This window comes from Brevibacillus sp. RS1.1 (assembly GCF_013284365.1).
GTDB lineage: Bacteria > Bacillota > Bacilli > Brevibacillales > Brevibacillaceae > Brevibacillus > Brevibacillus brevis_D.
Genome location: NZ_JABSVA010000005.1, coordinates 276,345 through 298,204, shown reverse-complemented (window position 1 = coordinate 298,204; position 21,860 = coordinate 276,345). Strand labels below are relative to the sequence as shown.

Genomic DNA, 21,860 nt, shown 5'->3' with positions numbered 1-21,860 from the left:
GGAATCATGGCATATCGCGCATTGACTGAACAGGAAGCAGTGGAGTACGTAAAAGAAATACCGGGTCTTTTTAGCGAAGGAGCAGAGCTGACCAGCCGAGAAATCGGGGATGGCAACCTCAATCTGGTTTTTGACATTCAAGAGCCAGCAACCGGTAAGAGCGTCATTGTCAAGCAAGCACTGCCTTTTGCCCGCGTTGTGGGGGAATCTTGGCCGCTTACGATTGATCGGGCTCGCATCGAGAGCGAGGCACTCCGGATTCAGCACAAATACGTTCCAGACCTGGTGCCACAGGTGTATCATTTCGATGGGGAACTTGCGTTGACCGTCATGGAAAACGTCGGGGACCACATCATCATGCGTAAAGGGTTGATCGAAGGAAAGCGGTATCCGCTATTTGCGAAGCAGATTGGCCGTTTTCTCGCGCAAACGTTATTCTTCACATCCGATCTGGGCGCACATCCATACGATAAAAAAACGCTAGTCGGAACATTCATAAATCCAGAATTATGCAAAATCACAGAAGATCTCGTCTTTACCGATCCGTATGAAAATGCGCCTACCAACGACTTCAACCCGTTGATCCGCCGCGAAGTCGAGGCGATCTGGAACAATAGGCCGCTGAAGCTGGAAATCGCCAAGCTGAAATACGATTTCCTTACGCGATCGGAGGCGCTGCTGCATGGTGACTTGCATACTGGAAGTATTTTCATCACGGAAAACAGCCTAAAAGCAATCGATCCAGAGTTCGCTTACTATGGCCCAATCGGCTTTGACATTGGGGCGATTATTGCCAATTTGCTGCTCAACTACGCAGGACAGCACGGTCTGCAAAAAGATCAAGGAGAACGGGAAGCGTACCGCGAATACTTACTGGAAACAGTCGAGGATGTCTGGAATGAATTCGTTTCACAATTCGTTCAACTCTGGCACAAGCACGCCAAAGAGCGCAGCGCCCATGTCGAAGGACTGTGGCAAAGCTACGTGAAGCGCCTGATTCAGGATACAGCAGGCTATGCCGGATGCAAAATCTTGCGTCGTGTCATTGGCTTGGCAGGCGTAGCGGACCTGAATGCCATCGAAGACGACCAGACTCGCGCAGAAGCAGAGCGTCTGGCTCTCTCGATTGGAGAAGCGCTGATTCTCGGTCGCGGCGGCATCGAGGAATCGACAGATATCACGGACATCGTACGCACAATAACTGAACGCTACTACCAGGAGGCTACAGCAGTATGACAACCAGCACTCAATTGGCACCTGTAAAGTGGGAGAATGACGCATTGGTCCTGCTTGACCAGACGCGTCTGCCAGTAGAAACAATCTATTTGAACTTGACCACCTCCGAGCAAGTATGGGGTTCCATCCGACGCTTGGAAGTGCGTGGCGCACCAGCCATTGGCATGGCGGCAGCTTACGGGCTCTACCTGGGCATTCGTGGCAGTGAAGCGAGTAACTACGACGAGTTTTGGCAGGAATTGAACCAGCAGGCAGACTACCTGGGCTCGTCCCGTCCGACAGCAGTGAATCTGTTCTGGGCATTGGATCGCATTAAGGCTCGTGTTGAAAAAGCAAGCGGTGCGTCGATTGCCGAGTTGAAGGCGGCAGTACTCGATGAAGCATTGGCGATTCAAAAGGAAGACGCAGAAGTATGCCGGACCATCGGGGAGCATCTGCTCACTCTGTTGCATGACGGTATGGGAATTCTCACGCACTGTAACCCAGGGGCATTGGCTACAGCAGCGTACGGTACGGCTACTGCTCCCTTTTATTTGGCAAAGGAACGCGGTTGGAACCTGAAGGTGTACGCGGATGAAACCCGTCCTGTTCTACAAGGCGCTCGTCTTACTGCATTCGAATTGCAGCAAGCAGGGATTGATGTGACGCTGATCTGCGACAACATGGCGGCGATGGTCATGTCCCAAGGAAAAGTAGAGGCTGTCATCGTGGGGACAGACCGCGTAGCAGCGAACGGCGATGTCGCCAACAAAATCGGTACGTATGGGGTAGCGGTATTGGCAAAAGCTCACGGCATTCCTTTTTACGTGGCAGCTCCTTTGTCCTCCGTCGATTTGGACACACCGACAGGCGCAGATATTCCGATTGAAGAGCGTCCAGCTGAGGAAATTACCCATGGCTTGGGCAAACAGGTAGCTCCAGACGATATCAAGGTGTACAATCCTGCGTTCGATGTAACGCCAGCGAAGTACATTACTGCGATCGTTACCGAGACAGGCATTTTCAAGCCGGAAGAGATCGGCAATAGCAAAAAATAAAAGACATTTTTATATGCGTTCGCCTATTGTTGCTGGCGGGCGCTTTTTGCTCATTTTGGCGTTTTCCAGTAAAATATCCAAGAAAAGGGGAGATTCGTATGCAAACGATCCAACAGATAGCCATCAATGAAGATACGTACTTGAAACAATTAGAATTAGCTGATGCTGAGCAGTTATTTTTGCTTACGGATTCGAACCGGGAGAATCTTATGGAATGGCTGCCGTGGCTGAATTATACGAAGAAGGTAGAGGATTCTCGCCAATTCATCCAAGCGACGATTCATCAGTACAACGATAATCGCGGCATCCACTACGGTATTTGGTACCAAGGACGTCTGGCTGGTACAGTCGGCGTACATACAGTGGATTGGATCAACAAAAAGACGTCCATTGGCTATTGGCTGGGTGCGCAATTTCAGGGAAAGGGCCTGATGACAGAAGCAGTGGCGACCTACTTGGACGTGTTAATCTTTGGATCATGGGATTTGGAAAAAGTAACGATTCAGGCTGCTACGGAAAACCACAAGAGCAGATCGATCCCGGAACGATTAGGGTTTCAACTGGAAGGGATACTTCGCCGGAATGAATTCCTTTACGATCATTACGTGGATCATGCCACTTACAGCCTGCTAAAAGAGGAATGGCTTGACTGGAAAACCGATAAAAAATCTTAGATTGAACTTTATGCATTGATTGACAATGAAAATTCTGTAAATTACGATGGTGAAGACAGATCAAGAGGGCTGCGCGTGATTCGCAAGCCCTTTTTTAGTCGTGCTGTTAGGTCTAAATAAATAGAGGTGATTTACATGCAGACACTTCGGCAATTATCTTGGTTTTTTCGTGCCTATTGGAAGCGATACGTCATTGGAATCTCTGTGCTGTTTGTCATCGATGTCCTCATGCTATGGCCGCCGAAATTAATCGGGGATACGGTGGATTCGATTCGCAACAGCTCCCTGACGGACGCTGACTTGACGCAAACAGTGGTCATCTTGCTCGTATTGGGTGTGAGCTTGTATGGGTTGCGGTTTCTTTGGCGGTACTTGTTAAATGGGGGAGCCTTGATTCTGGAAAGAACGCTACGTGAGCGATTGTTTGCCCATTTGACCAGAATGACCCCGTCGTTTTTTCATCGCAAACGCAGTGGTGATCTGATGGCCGTGGCTACCAACGACATTCCTGCCATTGAACAAACGGCGAGTACAGGGGTGCTTACGCTTGTTGATGCGTTGTTCATGACCGTGTTAACGCTAGGCGTCATGGTGACCGCGATTGATTGGAAGCTGACACTGGCTGCGCTGATCCCGATGCCGTTTTTGGCTTGGTCAACGGCGTACTATGGAAAGCTGTTGCATGATCGCTTTTATTTGGCACAGGAAGCTTTCGGAGAGATGAATGATCATGTTCAACAATCCGTATCGGGCGTTCGGGTATTGAGAGCATTTGTTCAGGAAAAGGCCGATATCGAGGCATATCGCCGGGTCAGTGAAAAAACGTTGGAGCGAAATGTGAGCGTTTCACGGATTGACGCGCTGTTTGAGCCGACGATCGCGATTATTATTGGCTTCAGCTTTTTGATCGGGCTGGGCTATGGCACGTATTTGGTGTTCACTAGTGCTATCTCCTTAGGGGATTTGGTTGCGTTCAATTTGTACCTGGGACTTTTAATTTGGCCGATGTTCGCTTTTGGTTGGCTGGTTAATGTGTTGCAACGCGGTGGCGCATCCCACAAACGCTTTACAGAGCTAATGGTGGAGCAGCCAGATGTGACGGAAGCAGCGAATCCAGTCACGAGCCAAATCGCCAATACCCTAGAAGCACGCCATTTTTCTTTTACGTATCCGGGCACTGACAAGCCAGCACTCACCGACATCTCGTTTCGTTTGGGTGAAGGAGAGACGCTTGGGATTGTCGGGAGGACGGGAAGCGGCAAGTCGACGTTGTGTCGTGCCTTGTTGCATCAATATCAGATGAAGGAACAAGTCCTGTTTATCGGGGGCATCCCGATCGAAGGACTCGCTTTTGATACGCTGCGGGAAAAAATCGGCTATGTGCCTCAGGAGCATTTGCTGTTCTCGCGGACGATTGCCGAAAATGTTGCATTCGGGAAACCACAAGTGACGACCGAGGAAGTGATGCATGCGCTGGAGCTTGCGGAGATGAAGAGAGATTTGGCCCAATTCAGAGAGCGCTTGCAAACCATGGTTGGGGAGAAGGGGGTCACCCTCTCTGGGGGGCAAAAACAGCGCATTTCCATTGCACGCGCTCTCTTAATGGATGCGGGTATTTTGATTCTCGACGATTCACTATCGGCTGTGGACGCGCGGACAGAGGAGAGTATCCTTCGTCATCTGCGACAGGAGCGCGCGGATAAAACGACCATTATTACTGCTCATCGTCTGTCTGCCGTACAGCACGCACAGCTGATTCTCGTGCTGGATGAGGGGCGGATTGTCGAGCAGGGGACACATGACGAGCTGATGCACCGCAACGGCTGGTATGCAGAGCAGTACCGTCGTCAGCAAATGGAGCAGGATGTGGCTGGTTGAGAGAGGGGGAAAACGTTTCATGAGCAAACAAAATGTATGGGGGCGTTTGACCGAGTACGCCAGGCCATTTCAGAAGCAAATACTAGGCGCATTGTTCCTGCTCTTGCTGGGAACGAGTGCAGAGCTGGCGGGGCCTTTTTTAGCCAAGGTCATGATTGATAATCACATCCTGGCGATCCAAAAGCCTTGGTATCAGCTGGACGAAGTGCCACCACAAACAGCGGGGCAAGTCGCCTCAGTGAACGGTACGAACTATATTCGTGAAGATGTCGCTGCAAAGACAGGACTTGCTTTGGACAGGAGCAATCAAAAAGAAGTAACTGTGCTGACAGAAGGTACGACTTATTACTTGGTTTCTGGCAAGGTGAATCCAAATACGGAGAAGAAATTTACCCCGATTGCGCCAGAAAACGGCAGGGAACGCTGCGAGGTAACAACGAAGGATCAATCAGGTCAAAAGATGTCCTCCACAGGGATTCGGCTAACCGCAGAGGAAGTCAAGGCGATGTACCAAGGGGATGTTCTGCCTATTGTCTGGCTGTCCGTAGGTTATGGGGCACTGATCTTGCTCTCCGCTGGATTCAATTACGTCCAGATTTTGTGGCTACAAAAAATCGCACAGCGCATCATTCAGCAAATGCGGATGAAGCTGTTTATCCATTTGCAAAAGCTCCCGGTTGCCTTTTTTGACAAAACGCCAGTAGGTGCGCTTGTCTCCCGTGTGAGCAATGATACAGAAGCCATCCGTGAGCTGTATGTAAGTGTGCTCGCCACATTTGTACAGAACGGTCTTTATTTGATTGGAATCTTGATCGCACTCTACCTCTTGCAGCCTGAGCTCGCCCTCTTCTGCTTTTTGACGGTGCCAGTGCTCGTACTGTTAGTCTACGTGTATCAAAGGTACAGCTCTCGCTACTATGCAGTGATTCGCGCGAAGCTTGGTGATATGAACACAACGATCAATGAAATGATCCAGAACATGACGATTGTGCAGGCTTTTCGTCGGGAGAAAGGTGTACAAAAGGAGTTTGCTGATGTAAACGAAGACTACTTCAAGGTGCGGATGAAAGAAATCAATCTGGAATCCTTGCTTTTGCGCCCAGCGGTAGATTTGATCTGGAAAATTTCCTTGACCCTGATCGTCTGGTATTACGGCTCTACATCTTTCCACAGTGCGATTTCCTTCGGTGCGCTTTTTGCATTTGTCGATTATATGGGGCGTTTTTTCGAACCGATCAACATGATCATGAATCGGTTGTCGCAAATGCAGCAGGCGACTATTTCGGCGGGACGCGTCTTTGAAATTATGGATGAGCTGCCGGAGAAAAAAGAAGCTGGTGCGCAAATTGAGCGCCCGCGTGGTGAGGTTGTCTTTGATAACGTTTCGTTTGCTTATCAGGGTGACGATTACGTTTTGAAAAACGTCTCCTTTACGGCGCAGCCTGGTCAAACGATTGCGCTGGTTGGACACACCGGATCGGGAAAAAGCTCTTTGATGAATTTACTGCTCGGGTTCTATCCGGTGACGAAAGGGAGCATTTTAATCGACGGACAAGATATGAGACAGATTGATACGCACTCATTGCGCAGTCATGTCGGCCTCGTTTTGCAGGACCCGTTCTTGTTTACGGGAAGCATTGGATTCAATATTCGTATGTACAAGAATTCGATTACGGATGAAGAAGTGAAGCGGGCTGCAAAAGCGGTACGTGCTGACGAATTCATCTCCAAGCTGCCGGGCGCATATGACGAACCGGTCGTCGAGCGAGGCATGACACTATCCGCAGGTCAACGTCAATTGATCTCTTTTGCACGTGCATTGGCGGCTGATCCTGCAATGCTGATCTTGGATGAAGCAACGGCAAGCATTGACAGTGAAACAGAGCTAGCCATTCAGGAAGCGTTGCATGTACTATCAAAAGGTAGGACGACATTCATCATTGCACACCGCTTGTCGACGATTCAACACGCGGACCAGATTCTTGTCTTGTCCCGAGGTGAAATCATGGAAAGAGGTACCCATGATGAACTCATGGCGCAAAATGGTCTTTATCAAAAAATGTATCAGCTTCAGCAGGGGAGTGCTTCCGTAGAGAGTGCTTAATAGGAGGCTAGGGAGGAGAAACAACACCATGTCACAGTCACGTTACACCTTTTGGGTGTTGATTTTGGCTGTCGGTATTGCGGGGGTAAGCCAAGGCTTGACGATCCCGATGCTGACGGTTTTATTGGAAAAACAAGGGGTTTCATCCGTGATGAACGGGCTCAATGCTGCTGCCTTGTATATTGGGATGGTCATGGTCAATCCATTTTTGGAAATCCCACTGCGGCGCATTGGATACCGATCCACGATATTATGGGGATTGCTGTTGGTGACGATCGCAACAGCGCTCATCCCGATGTTCAGTCATTTGGCAGTCTGGTTCGTATTACGCTTACTGATGGGTGTGGGCGATAGTGGTTTACATTATGCAAGCCAAATGTGGGTGACGAAGATTGCAGCTCCTGAGAATCGTGGACGTGATCTTTCCATTTACGGGTTGGCTTATGGAGTGGGCTTTAGTGTTGGTCCACTAGGCTTAAGCGTGCTGCATTTGGGGATTTGGGTACCTTTTGGCAGCTTGCTCGTTCTGTATCTGATTGCCTTCTTATTATTATCCCGGATCAAAAATGAATTCCCCGCACAGATTGAACAAACGGAAAAGAAGCAAAACAAATATGCATTTGTATTGCGACTTGCCTGGCTGGCGCTGATTCCTTCGTTTTTGTACGGATTCATGGAGACGTCACTCAACGGCAGTTTTCCCGTTTACGCCTTGCGTACCGGCTTGTCCGTTGAATGGGTTTCCTTGATCCTTCCGTCGTTTGTCGTGGGAAGTATTATCTTGCAGATGCCGCTGGGGGCATTGAGTGACCGAGTCGGACGCAAGCAGGTCATGCTTGTGTGTGCGCTTGTAGGGGGATTGGCCTTCTTCCTGTTCCCGTTTGCAGGCGAAAACGTATGGCTGATGATGCTGTTGTTGGCCATAGCAGGAGCGGCTGTCGGTTCCTTTTACTCGCTGGGCTTGGCTTTTTCGGCAGATATATTACCAGCCTCGATGGTTCCTACCGCAGGAATTATCGCAGGCGTCAATTTTGGTGTCGCCAGTATTTTGGCTCCCAATGTGAATGGTCTGCTGATGGACGTGTGGGAGCCGTGGACGATCTTTTGGCTGATGGGATCACTGCTCATTGTGTTCGCGGCAGCTTGCCTGTTTTTCAAGCAAAAAGCAACCCAGGAACAGACGTATTCAATGCCGTTGCAAAAACAGGGGTAAAAACAAGGAGGATAAGCTTCGCCAAGTTTTTGGCGAGGCTTTTATTTTTTGCCCAAAAAAGCATAAACGGGCATCAAGGAGGGAAGCGTATGAATAGTAAGTAGAACAGCATGATTGGAAGGGGTTACCCGATGCTGACACCATGCATTTTCAGAAGAGGCATTGCCTGGATCTTATTTTTCGTGCTCAGTCTGGTAATCATCCCGTTTTTCTCAGATGACGGCCAGGCTCCGAAACCGTCTGCACCTGCACCTGCCACTACAAATGCAACTTCGCAGCCATAGCAACTGACAAAGAGGCTACAAAAAAAGACCGGTTGATCTGAGAAAGGTACAGTCACTCACAAAAGATGAGGAGACTGTACCTTTTTCTTTACAAAAAATGCGATTGAGCTTATTTGGTATTCGATAAGCCTTTTTTCCAAAACTCCTATAGATTTGAAGAGCATGCAGGTGCACATATTTACGAATTTTCACATACGCCTATGATCTCTTTAGGTATTGACTCAAAAACCAACACTTCTGGTTTTAGATAAGGTTTTTTTAACAAGTACTCTTCAAGTGTCATCATACTATTCCAATACAATTTGATCCAATGCTCAAGAGATTCACCAGTATCAAAATCCAACGCCTCTTCAAAGGTGAATTTATTATCTTCATAGAATGATTGGTCATATATATTCATTGTAATATTCCCATCAAAAACTAAAATTTTATCAGTAAAGATAGGAAAGTAAAACGATTTCGGCTTGTGAGGCTCTAAGTTTACTCCTATAGCCGTCTGAAAGTTCACCCAGATAGGAGCATTAAGAGGTTTTAACATATCAGCTATCTGTGACTTAATCTCCCCACCATTCCCATACCAGTTATTAGATTTTGTTAAATAGTTTATTCCTCGACCCATAATTTCTTCGATTGAAACATGGTGATCATGATCTTCAGGCAATATTGCATGATATAGAAACATAGTCATTTGTGTACCTGCTTTCTATTCTTTATCTCTAGGAACATGAGGAAAATGGGAACTATTTTTCGGATTATCTAAATTTTCGAAGACCCTGTGACTTCCTGTCGGTGTGTCAGGCGTGCTTATATTCCCGTCAAATTCCTTATAATATTTCGTTATTTTATTTGGATTTGGATTATTAGGATTGGGCCAATTTGTATAAGCTTTATCTGGATTGGTCATGGTTTCCCTTCTCAACTCTTTTACATCAACATCCTTACCATACTGGGATCTATTCTTTGTGGAAGGTTTACTAGGATCGTATATATGTTTTTTCGCATGCTCATTTACAAAATTATTTGGATCGCTCCCCCCACCGGTTTTTGTAGGAACTGGAGGTTTACCCGTTGCCTTCTTTCCCTTCCTCAAAGCACTCACTAAATCCTTAATGGATTTACTTCTTCCCAAAGTCAGAGCTTGCATGGCAAGCCCACTGATTGCAAGCGCATCCTCAAGGTTGATGTCCTCATCCTGCAGCGTATCTAAATCTTCCTGTATTGGTTCTATGAAGCCTTCTTGGACAAACAGATTGACGCCCTTGGGCAAATCCTCTGCCGCCTTTTGCAAACCCTTCGGCAAATCATTTGCGGCTTTCTCCAAAGCCCCCGGCAGCTCACTTGTCGCCTTTTGCATCGCAGCAGGAACGTCTCCCAACTTGGAGATTCCTTTCACGAAGTTATCCCACATAGTTGGCTTTTCCTGTGGCTTCTCGCAAGCTGGTCCTTGTCCAAAACCGGATTCTGTCGACCCGCTTTGTGCTAGCGACTGAACTCCTATCGTCACCCCACCCAAATCCTGCCCATCATCTTCAATCTTGATCAGTCCACAATGGAAGCACATATTGGTTGATTTGTTCAGCAATGCCGGATAGTCTCCCCGACCACTTTGTCCGCTTTGCCATCGATCCATGGCATTGTCGTCAGAGGTGTGCACGGCATAGGTGTAAGTACACCATTGTTGGCTGCTGTGGCAGAAGCGACTACGGGATTTTTTAAGCTACTGCATTTTCCGAAAGGCATGATGTTTACATTGGGAACAAAATCCATGATGTTCATTTGGGGCTTCCCTTTTACAAAAACACCATGACTGAACGGCATTTTTAACCGACTTACCTTACTGCCGTTGCTACATGATAGAATGGCACCAACAACCACGTAACTCTTGCGTTCCGCATTCGATTTTTGGACGGTGATATCTTCAATATTGGGCATGCAGTCTCCTCCTCTCAGGCAGATTCCTATACAGATGGAAGATGCTTGTGTTGAAAGATGAATGACTGATATCCAATCTATATAAATAAAGGGAAAAATACCCACACATTGAGATATCGGATGTGAAGTAGTGACAAACAATAGATAGAAAGTCTCGAATGCACCGTGCATCTATAGGTACTTGGATAGGAGTATTGAATGGAACATACAAAAGACGACCCTATCCCCAAAAATTTGAGGATAGGGTCGTCTTTTGAAGCAGTCACGCAAAACTTAGCGAGTAACAAAATTTTGCGTGAAATACGGGCGGCCATCTTTCATAACGATACCGACACCGAGTTGCTTGAATTTTGGATTGAGCAAGTTTTGACGATGGCCTGCGGAGTTCATCCAGCTCATATGGGCTTCGACCCCATCTAGCTGTCCGTAGGCAATATTTTCACCAGCTGAGCTGTAGCGAATGCCAGCTTGCTTCAAACGATCAAACGGACTTCCCGTAGAAGGGGAGGTATGGTTGAAAAAGTTATGCTGGCCCATGTCTTGGCTGTGTGCTCTAGCTACTGCTGCCACTTGTTCATCCCAAGTGATAACAGGCAGTTTGGCACGTTGTCTCGCCACGTTGAGCAAGTCCAAATTTTGTTTCTCGTATGCGAGCGTTGCCTGCTTCATCTGTGCGTCTGTCAGTTTCGGCAGTTCCGGTAATTTCGTATAGGAAATGGGATACATCAAGCCAATCGCAATGGTGGCAAAATGCTCAGGAGTAGAGATGCGTACTCCTGCGACCTTGTTCCCACCCAGCTGATCGATAGAGAAGGTGATCGCTTGATTGTTCTGGATATAGGTCGGATGAGCAATGGTATTCTTTTGGATACGCAGACTCGGCATGATCGTCAGCGTGTCTTGCGGTGCACCCCAGCTATTTTGTAGGTCTTTAGTAGTAGATCCAATCGTGATGCCTTTCAAATTCAGCTTGGCTCCATTGGTAAACAATGTCACAACTTTGCCGTTTTGCATGCCGACTTGAATGTAGTTGTTCAAATCCTGATTGTAAATCCACCATTCCACATCCGTATGACTAGGATCAATGCGGGCAGGCTTGCCTAATGTTTGTTCGACTTGCGCTGTGCTCATTCCTAGTTGAAGATTATAGACGTTATTGGTTTTAACGGCTGCTGCTTGAGGGGCAGCCGTTGCAGCTGAAACAGGAAGGACAGGGGCAACGTGGCCGAGTAGAGCCAGCGAAAGGCTCAAGGCGAGGATGCTGGTTACTTTGTGTTTACGCATGTATCTTCCTCCTCGGTTGAGATAGAATCTGCCTTGTTGGTAATGGTATCGGCAGGAAGCCTCTACAAAAATAGGGACCAAGGAAGCAAAAATAAAACCCCCGCTATAGAGCGGAGGTTACGGGCGACGATCCCGGATGACATACGTTTTGGCGATCAGATCATGCCAGCCTTGCTTGCGTGGGTGCCAGGCAACCCATAGATAGCCCAGTCCGAACACAAGTGAAGCAACGAATTTGCCGATGACTTCTCGTAAAAATACTTGTCCGCCTGTCAGATTGCCTCGCACCTGCTTGGCACTGATGACACGGATGCCTGTGATCAGCTTTCCCAAGGTTTGTCCGGTCCACCAAGTCAACAAGATCATATAGAGGAGATCAAACAAAACCTCTACCAAATCGATGAAGTGAAAAGAGGCGTAAGGAACAGAAAAAACACGCCGTAACGGATTGAAAACGAGGTAGCTAATCCCGATCAAGAACATCGAATCAAGGAGCGAGGCTACGACACGAATCCAGAAGCCTGCATACGAATGCTGTGGATGGGCTTCATGATAGGACTCATGGGATGCAGGATCATGTGCTTTTTCATCGTCGGGAAGCTGGTTCATGAGAAGCCACTCCTTTCCTTTTTAACAGGCTAAGGCATGAACTGATACAGGAGGCGAGGTGAGCTTTGGCGGTCCCATATTCGATTGAGACCAAGCGGATCAGGATTCGACCAGTACTGCTTCATGCTGAATAATAGCTTGCTGATGGAGAGCTGGTCTGCATAGCGGATGACCATAACTTCTTTTTCTCCAGACAAAGAGAGCGCGTAGCGTGTCGCTTCCTCCAAATCGCCGAATTCATCGATGAGTCCCAGGCGTTTTGCTTGCTCACCGGAATAGACACGGCCGTCAGCGATTTCCAGTACGCGTTGACGGGAGAGGTTGCGGCCCTTGACGATGACATCGACGAAATTGTTATAGCTTTCGTTGACGAGTGTTTGGAAAATGTGCCGTTCTGGGTCCGTCAGTGGCCGGGATGGACTGCCGATGTCTTTGAAGCGTCCGCTTTTGATCGCGTATTGATGCACACCCAGCTTGTTCGCAGCCTCACTATAGTTAAACAGATTGAAAATCACGCCCAGACTGCCAGTTAGTGTGTTGGGATTGGCAAAAATCGCATCGCCTGTCGTGGCCAAGTAATAGCCGCCAGAGGCTGCTGTGGAACCCATGCTGACAACGATGGGAAGATTACGAACCTGCTTGAGCCGTAGCAAGCGTCTGTGTAGTTCATCGGTAGCGACCACCTCTCCACCTGGACTATCAATGCGAAGGACCACGGCTTTCACCAGCTCATCCTCTTCAATTCGGCGTAGCTGTTCAGTCAATAGCTCCGTCATCGAAGGCACCCCAGCACTATTCTGTTGCCCCGAAATAGTGCCGTTCACAAACAGCTGCACAATTTTGCTGTTGCCATAACCGGATACCACATTTTCTTCCCAAGCGAACCCAGGATGGTCGACGAGATCTGTATAAGTCCCGTAAATACCTTCCACCAAAAGCCCTAATAGAAAAACGGCCAGTACGATTACAAGAGCGACCCATTTTTTTCGATGCATGAAAACCACCTCACACTTAGCATGAGCCGCCGGGAGCATAGTTACGCATGCGACAAGCACTGGAAAAAATGGGATGGAGTCGATCGTCTATGAGGCTTGCATTCACCCACCGAATAGTAAATTCATGCAATTTTTAGACTATTGCAGTAAAATGAAAGGGGATGAACCACAATCAAACTTGTTTTATCGCAATAGGGGGACAGACAAATGATTATACAGGTGTCGAATTTGACGAAGAACTACGGCGATCTGAAAGTGTTGAAGGGCATTACGACTCAGGTAGCAGAAAAGGAAGTAGTCTGTGTCATTGGTCCGTCAGGCTCAGGCAAAAGCACGTTTTTACGTTGCTTGAATCAGCTGGAGGAAATGAGCAGCGGAAAGATTGTCATCAACGGACATGATTTGTCAGACCCCAAGACCGATATAAATAAAGTAAGAGAAGAGGTTGGGATGGTCTTTCAGCGCTTTAATCTCTTTCCGCATAAAACGGTGCTGGAAAACGTCATGCTGGCCCCTGTAAAAGTAAAGAAGATGTCTCAGGAAGAAGCCCGCAAGCAAGGCTTGGCTCTCTTGCAGAAGGTAGGGCTTCAGGACAAGGCCGATGTGTATCCCGAGCGGCTTTCTGGGGGGCAGATGCAACGAGTAGCAATCGCAAGGGCGCTCGCGATGAATCCAAAGGTTATGCTGTTTGACGAGCCGACATCCGCCTTAGACCCAGAGCTGGTAGGAGAGGTCCTTGCCGTCATCAAAAATTTAGCCAAAGAAGGCATGACAATGGTGATCGTGACGCACGAAATGAATTTTGCCAAGGAAGTGGGCGACCGAATCATTTTTATGGATCAAGGTATCATTATGGCAGAAGGTCAACCCAGTGAGGTTTTTGGCAATAACATCAACGACCGCTTGCGTTCATTCTTGGGCAAGGTATTGGCGTGAAAAAGAAAGGCACCAGCGCTTCGTTTCTTATCATGAAAACGAGGCACTGGTGCCGTATTATTTTGCTGCATCCAACAATTGGCTGACCGTAACAAATCGATAACCTTGGGAACGCAAATCCGTGATAAGCTCCCGGAGAGCGGCGACTGTTTGCCGCTGGTTTAAGCCCCCGTCATGAAACAGGATGATATCCCCGGAGGAGACATTGCTCTTGACGCTTTTGGCAATGACATTAGCCGTACGTGCCAAAGACCAATCACGAGGATCAATCGACCAGTGAATGATGTCGTAGCCACTGGATTGAACCGCACTCATGACGTCATGTGTCAGGATGCCGTAGGGTGGACGGTAGTATTGCGCCAAAATGCCGGTCGTCTTCAAAATAGAGCGCTCTGCATGCTTGATTTCTTCGTACACTTCATGCTCGGTCAGCTTGTTTAGATCAAAATGGTGGTAGCCGTGGTTTCCGATTTCGTGCCCAGCCTTGTAAATCCACTGCATGACCTTTGGATGCTTGTCCACTTGGGAGCCAAGGACAAAAAACGTAGCCCGAACGTTGTACTGATGCAACACCTCAAGAATTTTGGGCGTATAGATAGCATCCGGCCCATCATCAAAAGTGAGAGCGACGACCTTTTTCTCTGTGTCGATTCTGTGGATTGGCTCATACGAAGGCAGTGTTTGCTGGGCAAAAGCAGGTAGGGTGCCGTAGCCAAGAAGGCAGACGAGTAGCAAGGCGTACCGTATGTAGTTGCGCATGAACAATCGCCTCCTTCTTTTGGGATGTGATTAGGTTCACCTCCTACCAGGGAAAACATGCTACCAAAAGAAAACAGCGGTCAGAGTAGGTGGCGGTTATGTTAAAATGGAAGAACCGTACATAGGAGAGGAGAGAGTTTGGTGGAACTCCGCGGTATTTTGCAAGGACTAACACACGAGTACCATGGAGGGGACAAGCCGGTAGACTACTATTTGAATATCGGTGAAGATCGCCTTCCGCTTAATGAATGGCTGGGCAGTGAATTGACGATTTCGTTTTTAGGCGAAAAAAATTGCATTGCTTGTGGCCGCAAAACAAACAAGACGTTTAACAGCGGGTATTGCTATCCCTGTTTTACCAAGCTGCCGGAAAATGACTTATGCATCGTCAAGCCACATGAATGTCATTTTGACTTGGGGACTTGCCGGGACGAGAGCTTCGGCGAAAGATATTGCATGATTCCGCATTTTGTCTATCTGGCAGTGTCGAGTGATATAAAGGTAGGATTGACTCGCAAGCATAATGAATTAAGACGCTGGGTGGATCAAGGCGCAATTCGCGCGATTCCGATTGCAGAGCTTCCTACTCGTCGGATGGCTGGGGAGCTTGAATTCCACTTGAGTCAGTTTTTGCCGGACAAGACCAACTGGCGCAAAATGCTCAAGGGAGATGTGAAGGAAATCGACTTGCTCGCCATGCGTGACGAAGTGTACGGTCATTTTCCTGAACAGTTTAAAGCGTTCCAATATCGCGAGGACGAATGGGTCGATATTGCTTATCCGATCTTGGAGTCACTGGATAAAATTAATTCCAAAACGCTTGATAAAGAAGAACAACTCGGCGGACGATTGATTGGTGTGAAAGCACAGTATTTGATTTTTGAAACGGGTGTATTCCAGGTAAGAAAGCACGCTGGCTACCAAGTCGAGATCAAAGCAAAAACGTCTGCATAATGACCTGCAAACTCCTCACACTAGGACATGTGAAGGAGGATGGCAGATGGATGAGCACATCGAGTACACCATGCCTTTAACCGGGACACTGGCTGAGGCCGTGGAAGACCAGGATGTCAAGCAACTAGGGGTGCCCTTCTCGCCGCTTTCGCAAATGTGGCAGGTAAATCCTGATGTTCAGACCAATGAAGAAGAGACTGCGGATCGCAGGAGCAATGAAAGCAACTTGCCGCAATAGCAGCTTACTTATGAACGACAGCCAGAAGAACGTGATGGCTGTCGTTTTTGTTTAGCACGGTGAATACGTGAGGAGGCAGACGTATGCGAGTCTGGTTGCATTCTTTTTTGGTAGCGATGGTGCTAATCGGTTGCATGTGGGGGATGTACGGAATCGGGGCAAAGCAGATCGGAAATATGAATACGAAAAAAGCAGCACTTGAAACGCCGGTTATTTCTACACAAGCGAGTCAGAAGTTGGTGGACCGTGACGCCGTTGTTGAAGCGTTTGATTGGACAGACGACAAGGGTGTAGGCCTCGAGTATAACGAAGCCGAACTGTTACAAATGCAAAAAGATCCGGACAACCATAACTACAAAAAAGTTCTCCGTCGTTTTGTACAGAGTGAGTTGAAAACGGAAATCGAGAGCTTTCAAACGATAGGCAGTCAATTAAATCCCAGGAGAATCCTTGTAGCGACGACAGACGGCATGCTGTACGAGGTGACGATGAAAAAAAGGAGTAAGCATCATCAAATGTGGACGGTAGAAGGGTACAACATGACAGCTGGGTATAGGACGGATGTGGAGCAAGAGCAAGACCTGCTGCCGAAAAATATGTATCCAACCTATCGTGTGATGGAGCTAGCCGAAGCTGATTTGCAAATCCAAGCGTGGGCGAAGCCGCTTATTCAAAACAGTCAGGGCCATACATTTAACACCGCTCTAAACGGCAAAACCTATCTCTTGATCAAAACATCCCAGAGCGAAACAGATTCGGTGGAGATTGAGGGAATTAGAATCTGGATGGAGGAAATGCTCGTCCATTATCAAACGTATGAATTTGGAGAAGGGGCAGATCGTTCCATACTTAATCATTACTTGCTGATTGAAGTGCCGGAAACTGCAGAATCTGGCGTGACGTTTTACAATACGGTAAACGTTGTCCGCTAGGTGTACTTCTTTTACAATGAAAGAAACGACGACATAAACCAAAAGCGAGGAAATGAGTATGACGATGAAAGCCTATCTATACAACAAATGTGATACATGCCGCAAAGCGAAAAAATGGCTCACGGATCAAAATATTGGCTTCGAAGAAATTCCGATTGTGGATGCACCGCCGTCCAAAGAAGAGCTACGCCAAATTTGGCAGACTAGCGGCCTCGATTTGCGCAAGTTTTTCAATGTGAGTGGTGTCCAATACCGCGAGCTGGGCTTGAAGGACAAGCTTCCTACGATGTCAGAGGATGAAATGCTCGAGCTGTTAGCTTCCAATGGCAAGCTGATCAAACGGCCGCTTATCGCAAGTGATCGCACTGTAACGCTTGGTTTCAAAGAAGAAGAACTAGAGAAGGCTTGGGGAGGGAAGGCATGATGCGCCAACCTTCCAAAAGACTGAACCATCTTTCCGCCGATATTTTTTCAGAAATGGATGCTCGCAAAAGGGAAGTTGCCAAAACAAGAACGGTATACGACTTGAGCATTGGTAGTCCTGATCAGCAGCCTGACGAGAAGCTTCTGCAAACGCTAATCCATGCTATCTGGCAACCAAACTCTTTTCGCTATCCGCTGAGCGAGGGGACTGCGGCCTTCCGAGAAGAGGTCGCCCGCTGGTATCAATATCGTTTTGGGGTGGAGCTGGCGCCGGATGGGGAGGTTCATTCCTTGATGGGTTCACAGGATGGTTTGGCTCACTTTGCTTTGGCATGGACCGATCCTGGTGATATCGTTCTTGTACCTGATCCTGGGTATCCGATCTACGAAGGCAGTGTTCATTTGGCGGGAGCGGTACCTTACCGGATGCCTCTGCGGGCAGAAAATGAATTTTTGCCAAAGCTGACAGACATTCCAGAGGAGATTGCGGCTCGTGCAACGTTTATGATTCTGAACTATCCGAATAATCCGGTTTCCGCGGTCGCTACCCTTGCCTTTTTTGAAGAGGTCGTGGCTTTTGCCAAGCGTTTTGACATTATCGTGGTTCATGATTTGGCCTATTCGGAGATGGTGTTTGACGGCTACCAAGCGCCGAGCTTTCTGCAAGTACCGGGAGCGAAGGAAGTGGGAATTGAATTTAATTCGTTTTCCAAGAGCTTCAACATGGCAGGCTGCCGGATTGCTTACGTTGTAGGAAATGCAGACATCATCAAGCCGCTTGCAATCGTTAAATCGAATATCGATTACGGCGTCTTTTTGCCTGTACAGCAAATGGCCATTGAGGCTTTGCGAAAGGATCGGGAATCGGGTGGGGAAAACACAGTCGCGCCCGTTTACCAGGAACGGCGTGATGTGCTGCTGGGGGCATTGGCAAAGGCAGGATGGAGTATTCCATCTCCCAAGGCGACCATGTTCGTCTGGGCAGCTGTACCGAACGGCTGGACGTCACGAGAGTTTGCCTTCGCTTTACTGGAGCAAGCCGGAGTCGTGGTCGTTCCGGGAAGTGCCTTCGGTGAAGAAGGAGAAGGGTATGTACGAATTGCCCTCGTCCAACCTCCTGAGGTCCTGTTAGAGGCGGTGGCAGCCATTGATCAATCCGGGATTCTTCGCATGAAAACAAGTGTGTAACGGTTGAAGTCAAAAAAGAGGGGATGAGCTTTCATGCGTTTGCGCGAAGAAATGCCTGACTTTCCTGGGATTACGGAGTGGATCAACGGGCAAGCAACCAAAGCTGATTTGGCTGGAAATCCTGTTTTGGTGCACATCTGGTCCGTCAGTTGTTACATGTGCAAGGAATCGATGCCAAGCATAAATGAATGGCGAGACCAATACGCTGCTAACGGTTTGAATGTCATTGGAATTCATACGCCTCATTCGGAAAAAGATACAGATATCGAGATGATCAAGAAGGCGATTGCAGAACAACATTTGACACACCCTATTGCAATCGATAATGATAGAAAGATAGCCGATGCATTCCAGAATGAATACGTCCCCGCTTTTTATTTGTTTGACCAGACTCTTCAGTTACGTCATTTTCAGGCAGGAGAGAAGGGTCTTCAACTGGTAAAAAAACGCTTGTTTAGAATTTTGGGGATCAAAGAGGAATCCTAGAATGTTCGTCTAATTATGTATGTGTAATGGATTGTACCCGATAGGAGGATATGTAAACGATGGAATTCCCGAAAAATCTACGTTACAGTGAAGAGCATGAGTGGGTGCGAGTAGAAGGAAACAAGGCGTACATCGGAATCACTTCTTTTGCTCAAGCAGAGCTGGGTGACATCGTGTTTGTCGAGTTGCCTGAGGTAGGCGCGACAATCCAACAGGATGAGCCGTTTGGCAGCGTGGAATCGGTAAAAACCGTTTCTGAACTGTACGCTCCTGTAACTGGTAAAGTAGTAGAAGTAAATGGCGAACTGGAAGACGCACCTGAACTGGTTAACTCTTCGCCATACGAGCAAGCATGGATGATCGTCGTCGAATTGTCTGATACAGCTGAGTTGGACAAGCTGATGGATGCAGACAAATACGAAGCGATGGTAAAAGAATAGGAAACAAAAAAGCCGGGGCTTTTGTGCTCCGGCTTTTCTTTGTGTATGGACGAACTACTCCAACTTGAATGTTCGTACTGCATCATTAAGCTCTTCTGCCATTTTCGCGAGCATCGTTGCAGCCGAAGAGATTTCCTCCATGGAAGCGGTTTGCTCTTCCGCTGCTGCTGCAACGGTTTGAGAGTTACCGGCTGATTGCTCTGCGATTTGTGTAATGTGTGTAATGGCGGATACAATCGACTGCATTTGCTGACTGATCTTGCTCATTTCCGTTGTCACTTCATTCATGCGGACAAGCAACTCCGACGTGGAGCCCGTAATTTGCTCAAATGCATTTCCTGTTGAGCGAACGAGAGTCATGCCTTCTCCCAAAATAGAAGCGCCATGATTCATTGCCGCAATTGCTGAGCCTGTATCCTGCTGAATCACCGTGACGATGTGACTGACCTGCTCGGCGGCTGAGCTCGACTGTTCCGCCAGCTTGCGCACCTCGTCGGCTACAACCGCAAAGCCTCGTCCTTGTTCTCCGGCGCGCGCTGCTTCGATAGCGGCGTTCAGAGCGAGGAGGTTGGTTTGATTGGCGATCGTCGTGATGAGTGAGATCATTTCTCCAATCTCTTGGGAGCGTTGGCCTAGCGAATTGACAATGGTGGAGGTCTTGGCCATCTGGCTATGGATTACATCCATGTGCTCGACCGTTTTGGTTGCCATCTGATTGCCATCTGTGGCTTGACGGTTCGCTTCTTGTGTAGAGAGATTTACATCCTCAATGCCTTTTTCCATCGTTTCGATGTGGACGGCAATCTCGTTGATAACCTCATAGCCTTGAACGGTCGCGTCCACTTGCTGCTCCGTACCGTAGGCAATTTCTTGAACGGATTGAGCGATCTGCTCTGTTGCTTTGCTCGTCTGTTCCGCACTTGCCATCAATTGTTCAGACGTAGCAGCAACCTGTTGAGCGTTGAAGCTGACTTGACCTAGCGTTTCGCGCAGGGTTGCCGTCATGGAGTTGAAGCGGTTTGCCATAACCCCCATCTCATCGGCTGTCTGAATATCCATGGAAGCGGTAAAATCGCCATTGGAGAGGCCATGCGCCAGCTGGTTGGCGCGATCGATTTGTTTGGTCAAGTATTTGCTGAAGTAATAAATGACAGCAATCATAATCAACAGACCGATCAGGCTCACCGTACAAAGCTCAAAGAACAAATCATAGAGTGGATCGGCAATTTCTTTTTCTGGCATCACAAGAGCAATTGTCCAGTTTGTATCTCCGAGCTCTTGAAAATAAACACGATTGGTGCCGTTTTCATCGGTAAACGTCTTCATTCCTGACTTCTCTTCTAGAAGAGAAGGACCAATTGCTGCCAAGGAGGCATTCTCGTCAGATTGAACGGAATGATTCATTAGCTTGTCTGCTTGAGGATGGGCGAGGTATCTCCCTTTTTGATCCACCAAAAAGGCCCAGCCTGTTTCGCCCACTTTTGTACTGGAGACGAGCTTTTCCACGTCACTGAGCGTAATATCGTCTGTGGCCACACCCAGAAGCTTTTTATCCGGCGTGTAAAAAGGAGCGACTACCGTCACCATGGAGACCTTGGAAACCTCGTCAAAGTACGGCTCGGAATAATCGGTTTCCTTCTTGGTTGAAATACCAACCTTGTACCAGTCTTGATTTGGATAGTTATAGGAATCACTACTGTACTCACCTGTAATGTTAACCTTGCCGTCTGTCTTAGCCCCGTAAGTAGCAACGAGTTTCTTGTTCGGGTCAAAAGCGTAAGGTTCCATGAAAATTCCCATTCCAACCGTCGTATCATTAATGAGAACAGTCTTGGCCAGCAGGGAATTTAACTGCTCCAGCGAATTTGTAATAGGACCCATTTCAATAAAGCGAGCCATACTCAACGTTACCTTGCTATGGGCTTCCAATTGCTTTTCTACATTACTGCCGACCATATCTAGTTGATTATTGAGTTTGTCTTCAATTTCCCGATTCAGTTGGTCGACAGAGAACCAGAAACCGATGCCCACGACAAGCAAAAGTGTCAAGATAATGACAGGCAGGGTAATGGTCAGGGTTCGAGCACGAAGACTTTTGAAACGAAGCATGAAACCGCTCTCCTTTTGAATTTTACTAAAATGATTATTATTCCTTATTATCGGATAGATTAAGACTAGCTTTTATGATGGATTTAGGCAAATGAGGGAAAATATTCATACTAATCAGAAAATGTTGCATGAATCTAAGCAAATCGAGT

General features: G+C 47.8%; 22 protein-coding genes and 1 pseudogene. 15 read left to right on the top strand and 8 right to left on the bottom strand.

The genetic code is table 11. The features are described from left to right. Positions 1–6 precede the first annotated feature (6 nt). The 7 genes from mtnK (at position 7) to HP570_RS18610 (ending at position 8,426) form a co-directional block, all read left to right on the top strand. The gene (gene mtnK / locus HP570_RS18640; protein WP_173626705.1) at positions 7–1,236 is read left to right on the top strand and encodes an S-methyl-5-thioribose kinase; all 1,230 of its coding nucleotides are present in this window, start codon (positions 7–9) and stop codon (positions 1,234–1,236) included. Next, a complete protein-coding gene (mtnA, locus tag HP570_RS18635; RefSeq protein WP_087343497.1) occupies positions 1,233–2,273 on the top strand; it encodes an S-methyl-5-thioribose-1-phosphate isomerase in 1,041 nt (346 codons plus the stop codon). Before mtnK ends, mtnA begins: the two co-directional genes overlap by 4 nt. Positions 2,274–2,371: 98 nt before the next feature. Further along, positions 2,372–2,947, top strand: a complete 576-nt coding sequence (locus HP570_RS18630) for a GNAT family N-acetyltransferase (RefSeq protein ID WP_015893117.1) — start codon at positions 2,372–2,374, stop codon at positions 2,945–2,947. A gap of 135 nt (positions 2,948–3,082) precedes the next feature. Next, the gene (locus tag HP570_RS18625; RefSeq protein ID WP_173626704.1) at positions 3,083–4,825 is read left to right on the top strand and encodes an ABC transporter ATP-binding protein; all 1,743 of its coding nucleotides are present in this window, start codon (positions 3,083–3,085) and stop codon (positions 4,823–4,825) included. 19 nt (positions 4,826–4,844) lie between these two features. Further along, positions 4,845–6,929: an ABC transporter ATP-binding protein gene (locus HP570_RS18620; protein WP_173626703.1), complete on the top strand. Its 2,085-nt coding sequence runs from the start codon at positions 4,845–4,847 to the stop codon at positions 6,927–6,929. A gap of 28 nt (positions 6,930–6,957) precedes the next feature. Then, positions 6,958–8,142, top strand: coding sequence for an MFS transporter (locus HP570_RS18615; RefSeq protein WP_087343485.1), 1,185 nt, complete (start codon positions 6,958–6,960; stop codon positions 8,140–8,142). 131 nt (positions 8,143–8,273) lie between these two features. Then, positions 8,274–8,426, top strand: coding sequence for a hypothetical protein (locus HP570_RS18610; protein WP_173626702.1), 153 nt, complete (start codon positions 8,274–8,276; stop codon positions 8,424–8,426). A 178-nt stretch (positions 8,427–8,604) separates the two neighbouring features. Here HP570_RS18610 and HP570_RS18605 read toward each other — a convergent pair whose 3' ends face one another. The 6 genes and pseudogenes from HP570_RS18605 to sppA form a co-directional block, all read right to left on the bottom strand. Then, positions 8,605–9,114 (bottom strand): DNA polymerase III, encoded by a 510-nt coding sequence (locus HP570_RS18605; RefSeq protein ID WP_173626701.1) that lies wholly within the window; start codon positions 9,112–9,114, stop codon positions 8,605–8,607. Between the two features lie 15 nt (positions 9,115–9,129). Further along, positions 9,130–9,780, bottom strand: a complete 651-nt coding sequence (locus HP570_RS29680) for a hypothetical protein (protein ID WP_254495377.1) — start codon at positions 9,778–9,780, stop codon at positions 9,130–9,132. A 159-nt stretch (positions 9,781–9,939) separates the two neighbouring features. Next, positions 9,940–10,358, bottom strand: a pseudogene (locus HP570_RS18595) (DUF4280 domain-containing protein); the annotation flags it as partial. A gap of 273 nt (positions 10,359–10,631) precedes the next feature. Continuing rightward, complete coding sequence (locus tag HP570_RS18590) at positions 10,632–11,642, bottom strand: CAP domain-containing protein (protein WP_254495361.1); 1,011 nt, start codon at positions 11,640–11,642, stop codon at positions 10,632–10,634. Positions 11,643–11,759: 117 nt separating this feature from the next. Continuing rightward, a complete protein-coding gene (locus HP570_RS18585; protein WP_064201517.1) occupies positions 11,760–12,251 on the bottom strand; it encodes an RDD family protein in 492 nt (163 codons plus the stop codon). Between the two features lie 29 nt (positions 12,252–12,280). Then, positions 12,281–13,246, bottom strand: coding sequence for a signal peptide peptidase SppA (gene sppA / locus HP570_RS18580; RefSeq protein WP_173626699.1), 966 nt, complete (start codon positions 13,244–13,246; stop codon positions 12,281–12,283). A gap of 207 nt (positions 13,247–13,453) precedes the next feature. Between sppA and HP570_RS18575 the strand changes: the two genes are divergently transcribed. Continuing rightward, entirely contained in the window at positions 13,454–14,182 is a 729-nt protein-coding gene (locus HP570_RS18575) for an amino acid ABC transporter ATP-binding protein (RefSeq protein ID WP_217364714.1), read from the top strand. Positions 14,183–14,239: 57 nt separating this feature from the next. Here HP570_RS18575 and HP570_RS18570 read toward each other — a convergent pair whose 3' ends face one another. Next, entirely contained in the window at positions 14,240–14,941 is a 702-nt protein-coding gene (locus HP570_RS18570; RefSeq protein WP_173626698.1) for a polysaccharide deacetylase family protein, read from the bottom strand. A gap of 141 nt (positions 14,942–15,082) precedes the next feature. On the opposite strand from HP570_RS18570, the gene HP570_RS18565 reads away from it, so the two are divergent. The 7 genes from HP570_RS18565 (at position 15,083) to gcvH (ending at position 19,602) form a co-directional block, all read left to right on the top strand. Next, a complete protein-coding gene (locus HP570_RS18565) occupies positions 15,083–15,895 on the top strand; it encodes a DUF2797 domain-containing protein (RefSeq protein ID WP_173626697.1) in 813 nt (270 codons plus the stop codon). 46 nt (positions 15,896–15,941) lie between these two features. Then, positions 15,942–16,133 carry a hypothetical protein gene (locus HP570_RS18560; RefSeq protein ID WP_015893104.1) on the top strand — a complete coding sequence of 64 codons (192 nt, stop codon included), beginning with the start codon at positions 15,942–15,944 and terminating at the stop codon, positions 16,131–16,133. Between the two features lie 83 nt (positions 16,134–16,216). Next, positions 16,217–17,065: a hypothetical protein gene (locus HP570_RS18555; RefSeq protein ID WP_173626696.1), complete on the top strand. Its 849-nt coding sequence runs from the start codon at positions 16,217–16,219 to the stop codon at positions 17,063–17,065. 58 nt (positions 17,066–17,123) lie between these two features. After that, positions 17,124–17,489 (top strand): arsenate reductase family protein, encoded by a 366-nt coding sequence (locus tag HP570_RS18550; RefSeq protein WP_041749627.1) that lies wholly within the window; start codon positions 17,124–17,126, stop codon positions 17,487–17,489. Next, on the top strand, positions 17,486–18,676 hold the full coding sequence (locus HP570_RS18545; RefSeq protein ID WP_173626695.1) for an aminotransferase class I/II-fold pyridoxal phosphate-dependent enzyme: 1,191 nt from the start codon (positions 17,486–17,488) through the stop codon (positions 18,674–18,676). Before HP570_RS18550 ends, HP570_RS18545 begins: the two co-directional genes overlap by 4 nt. A gap of 33 nt (positions 18,677–18,709) precedes the next feature. After that, entirely contained in the window at positions 18,710–19,162 is a 453-nt protein-coding gene (locus tag HP570_RS18540; protein ID WP_173626694.1) for a redoxin domain-containing protein, read from the top strand. A 59-nt stretch (positions 19,163–19,221) separates the two neighbouring features. Then, on the top strand, positions 19,222–19,602 hold the full coding sequence (gene gcvH / locus HP570_RS18535; protein WP_007726364.1) for a glycine cleavage system protein GcvH: 381 nt from the start codon (positions 19,222–19,224) through the stop codon (positions 19,600–19,602). A gap of 54 nt (positions 19,603–19,656) precedes the next feature. Here gcvH and HP570_RS18530 read toward each other — a convergent pair whose 3' ends face one another. Continuing rightward, positions 19,657–21,711: a methyl-accepting chemotaxis protein gene (locus tag HP570_RS18530; RefSeq protein WP_173626693.1), complete on the bottom strand. Its 2,055-nt coding sequence runs from the start codon at positions 21,709–21,711 to the stop codon at positions 19,657–19,659. Between the last annotated feature and the right edge of the window lie 149 nt (positions 21,712–21,860).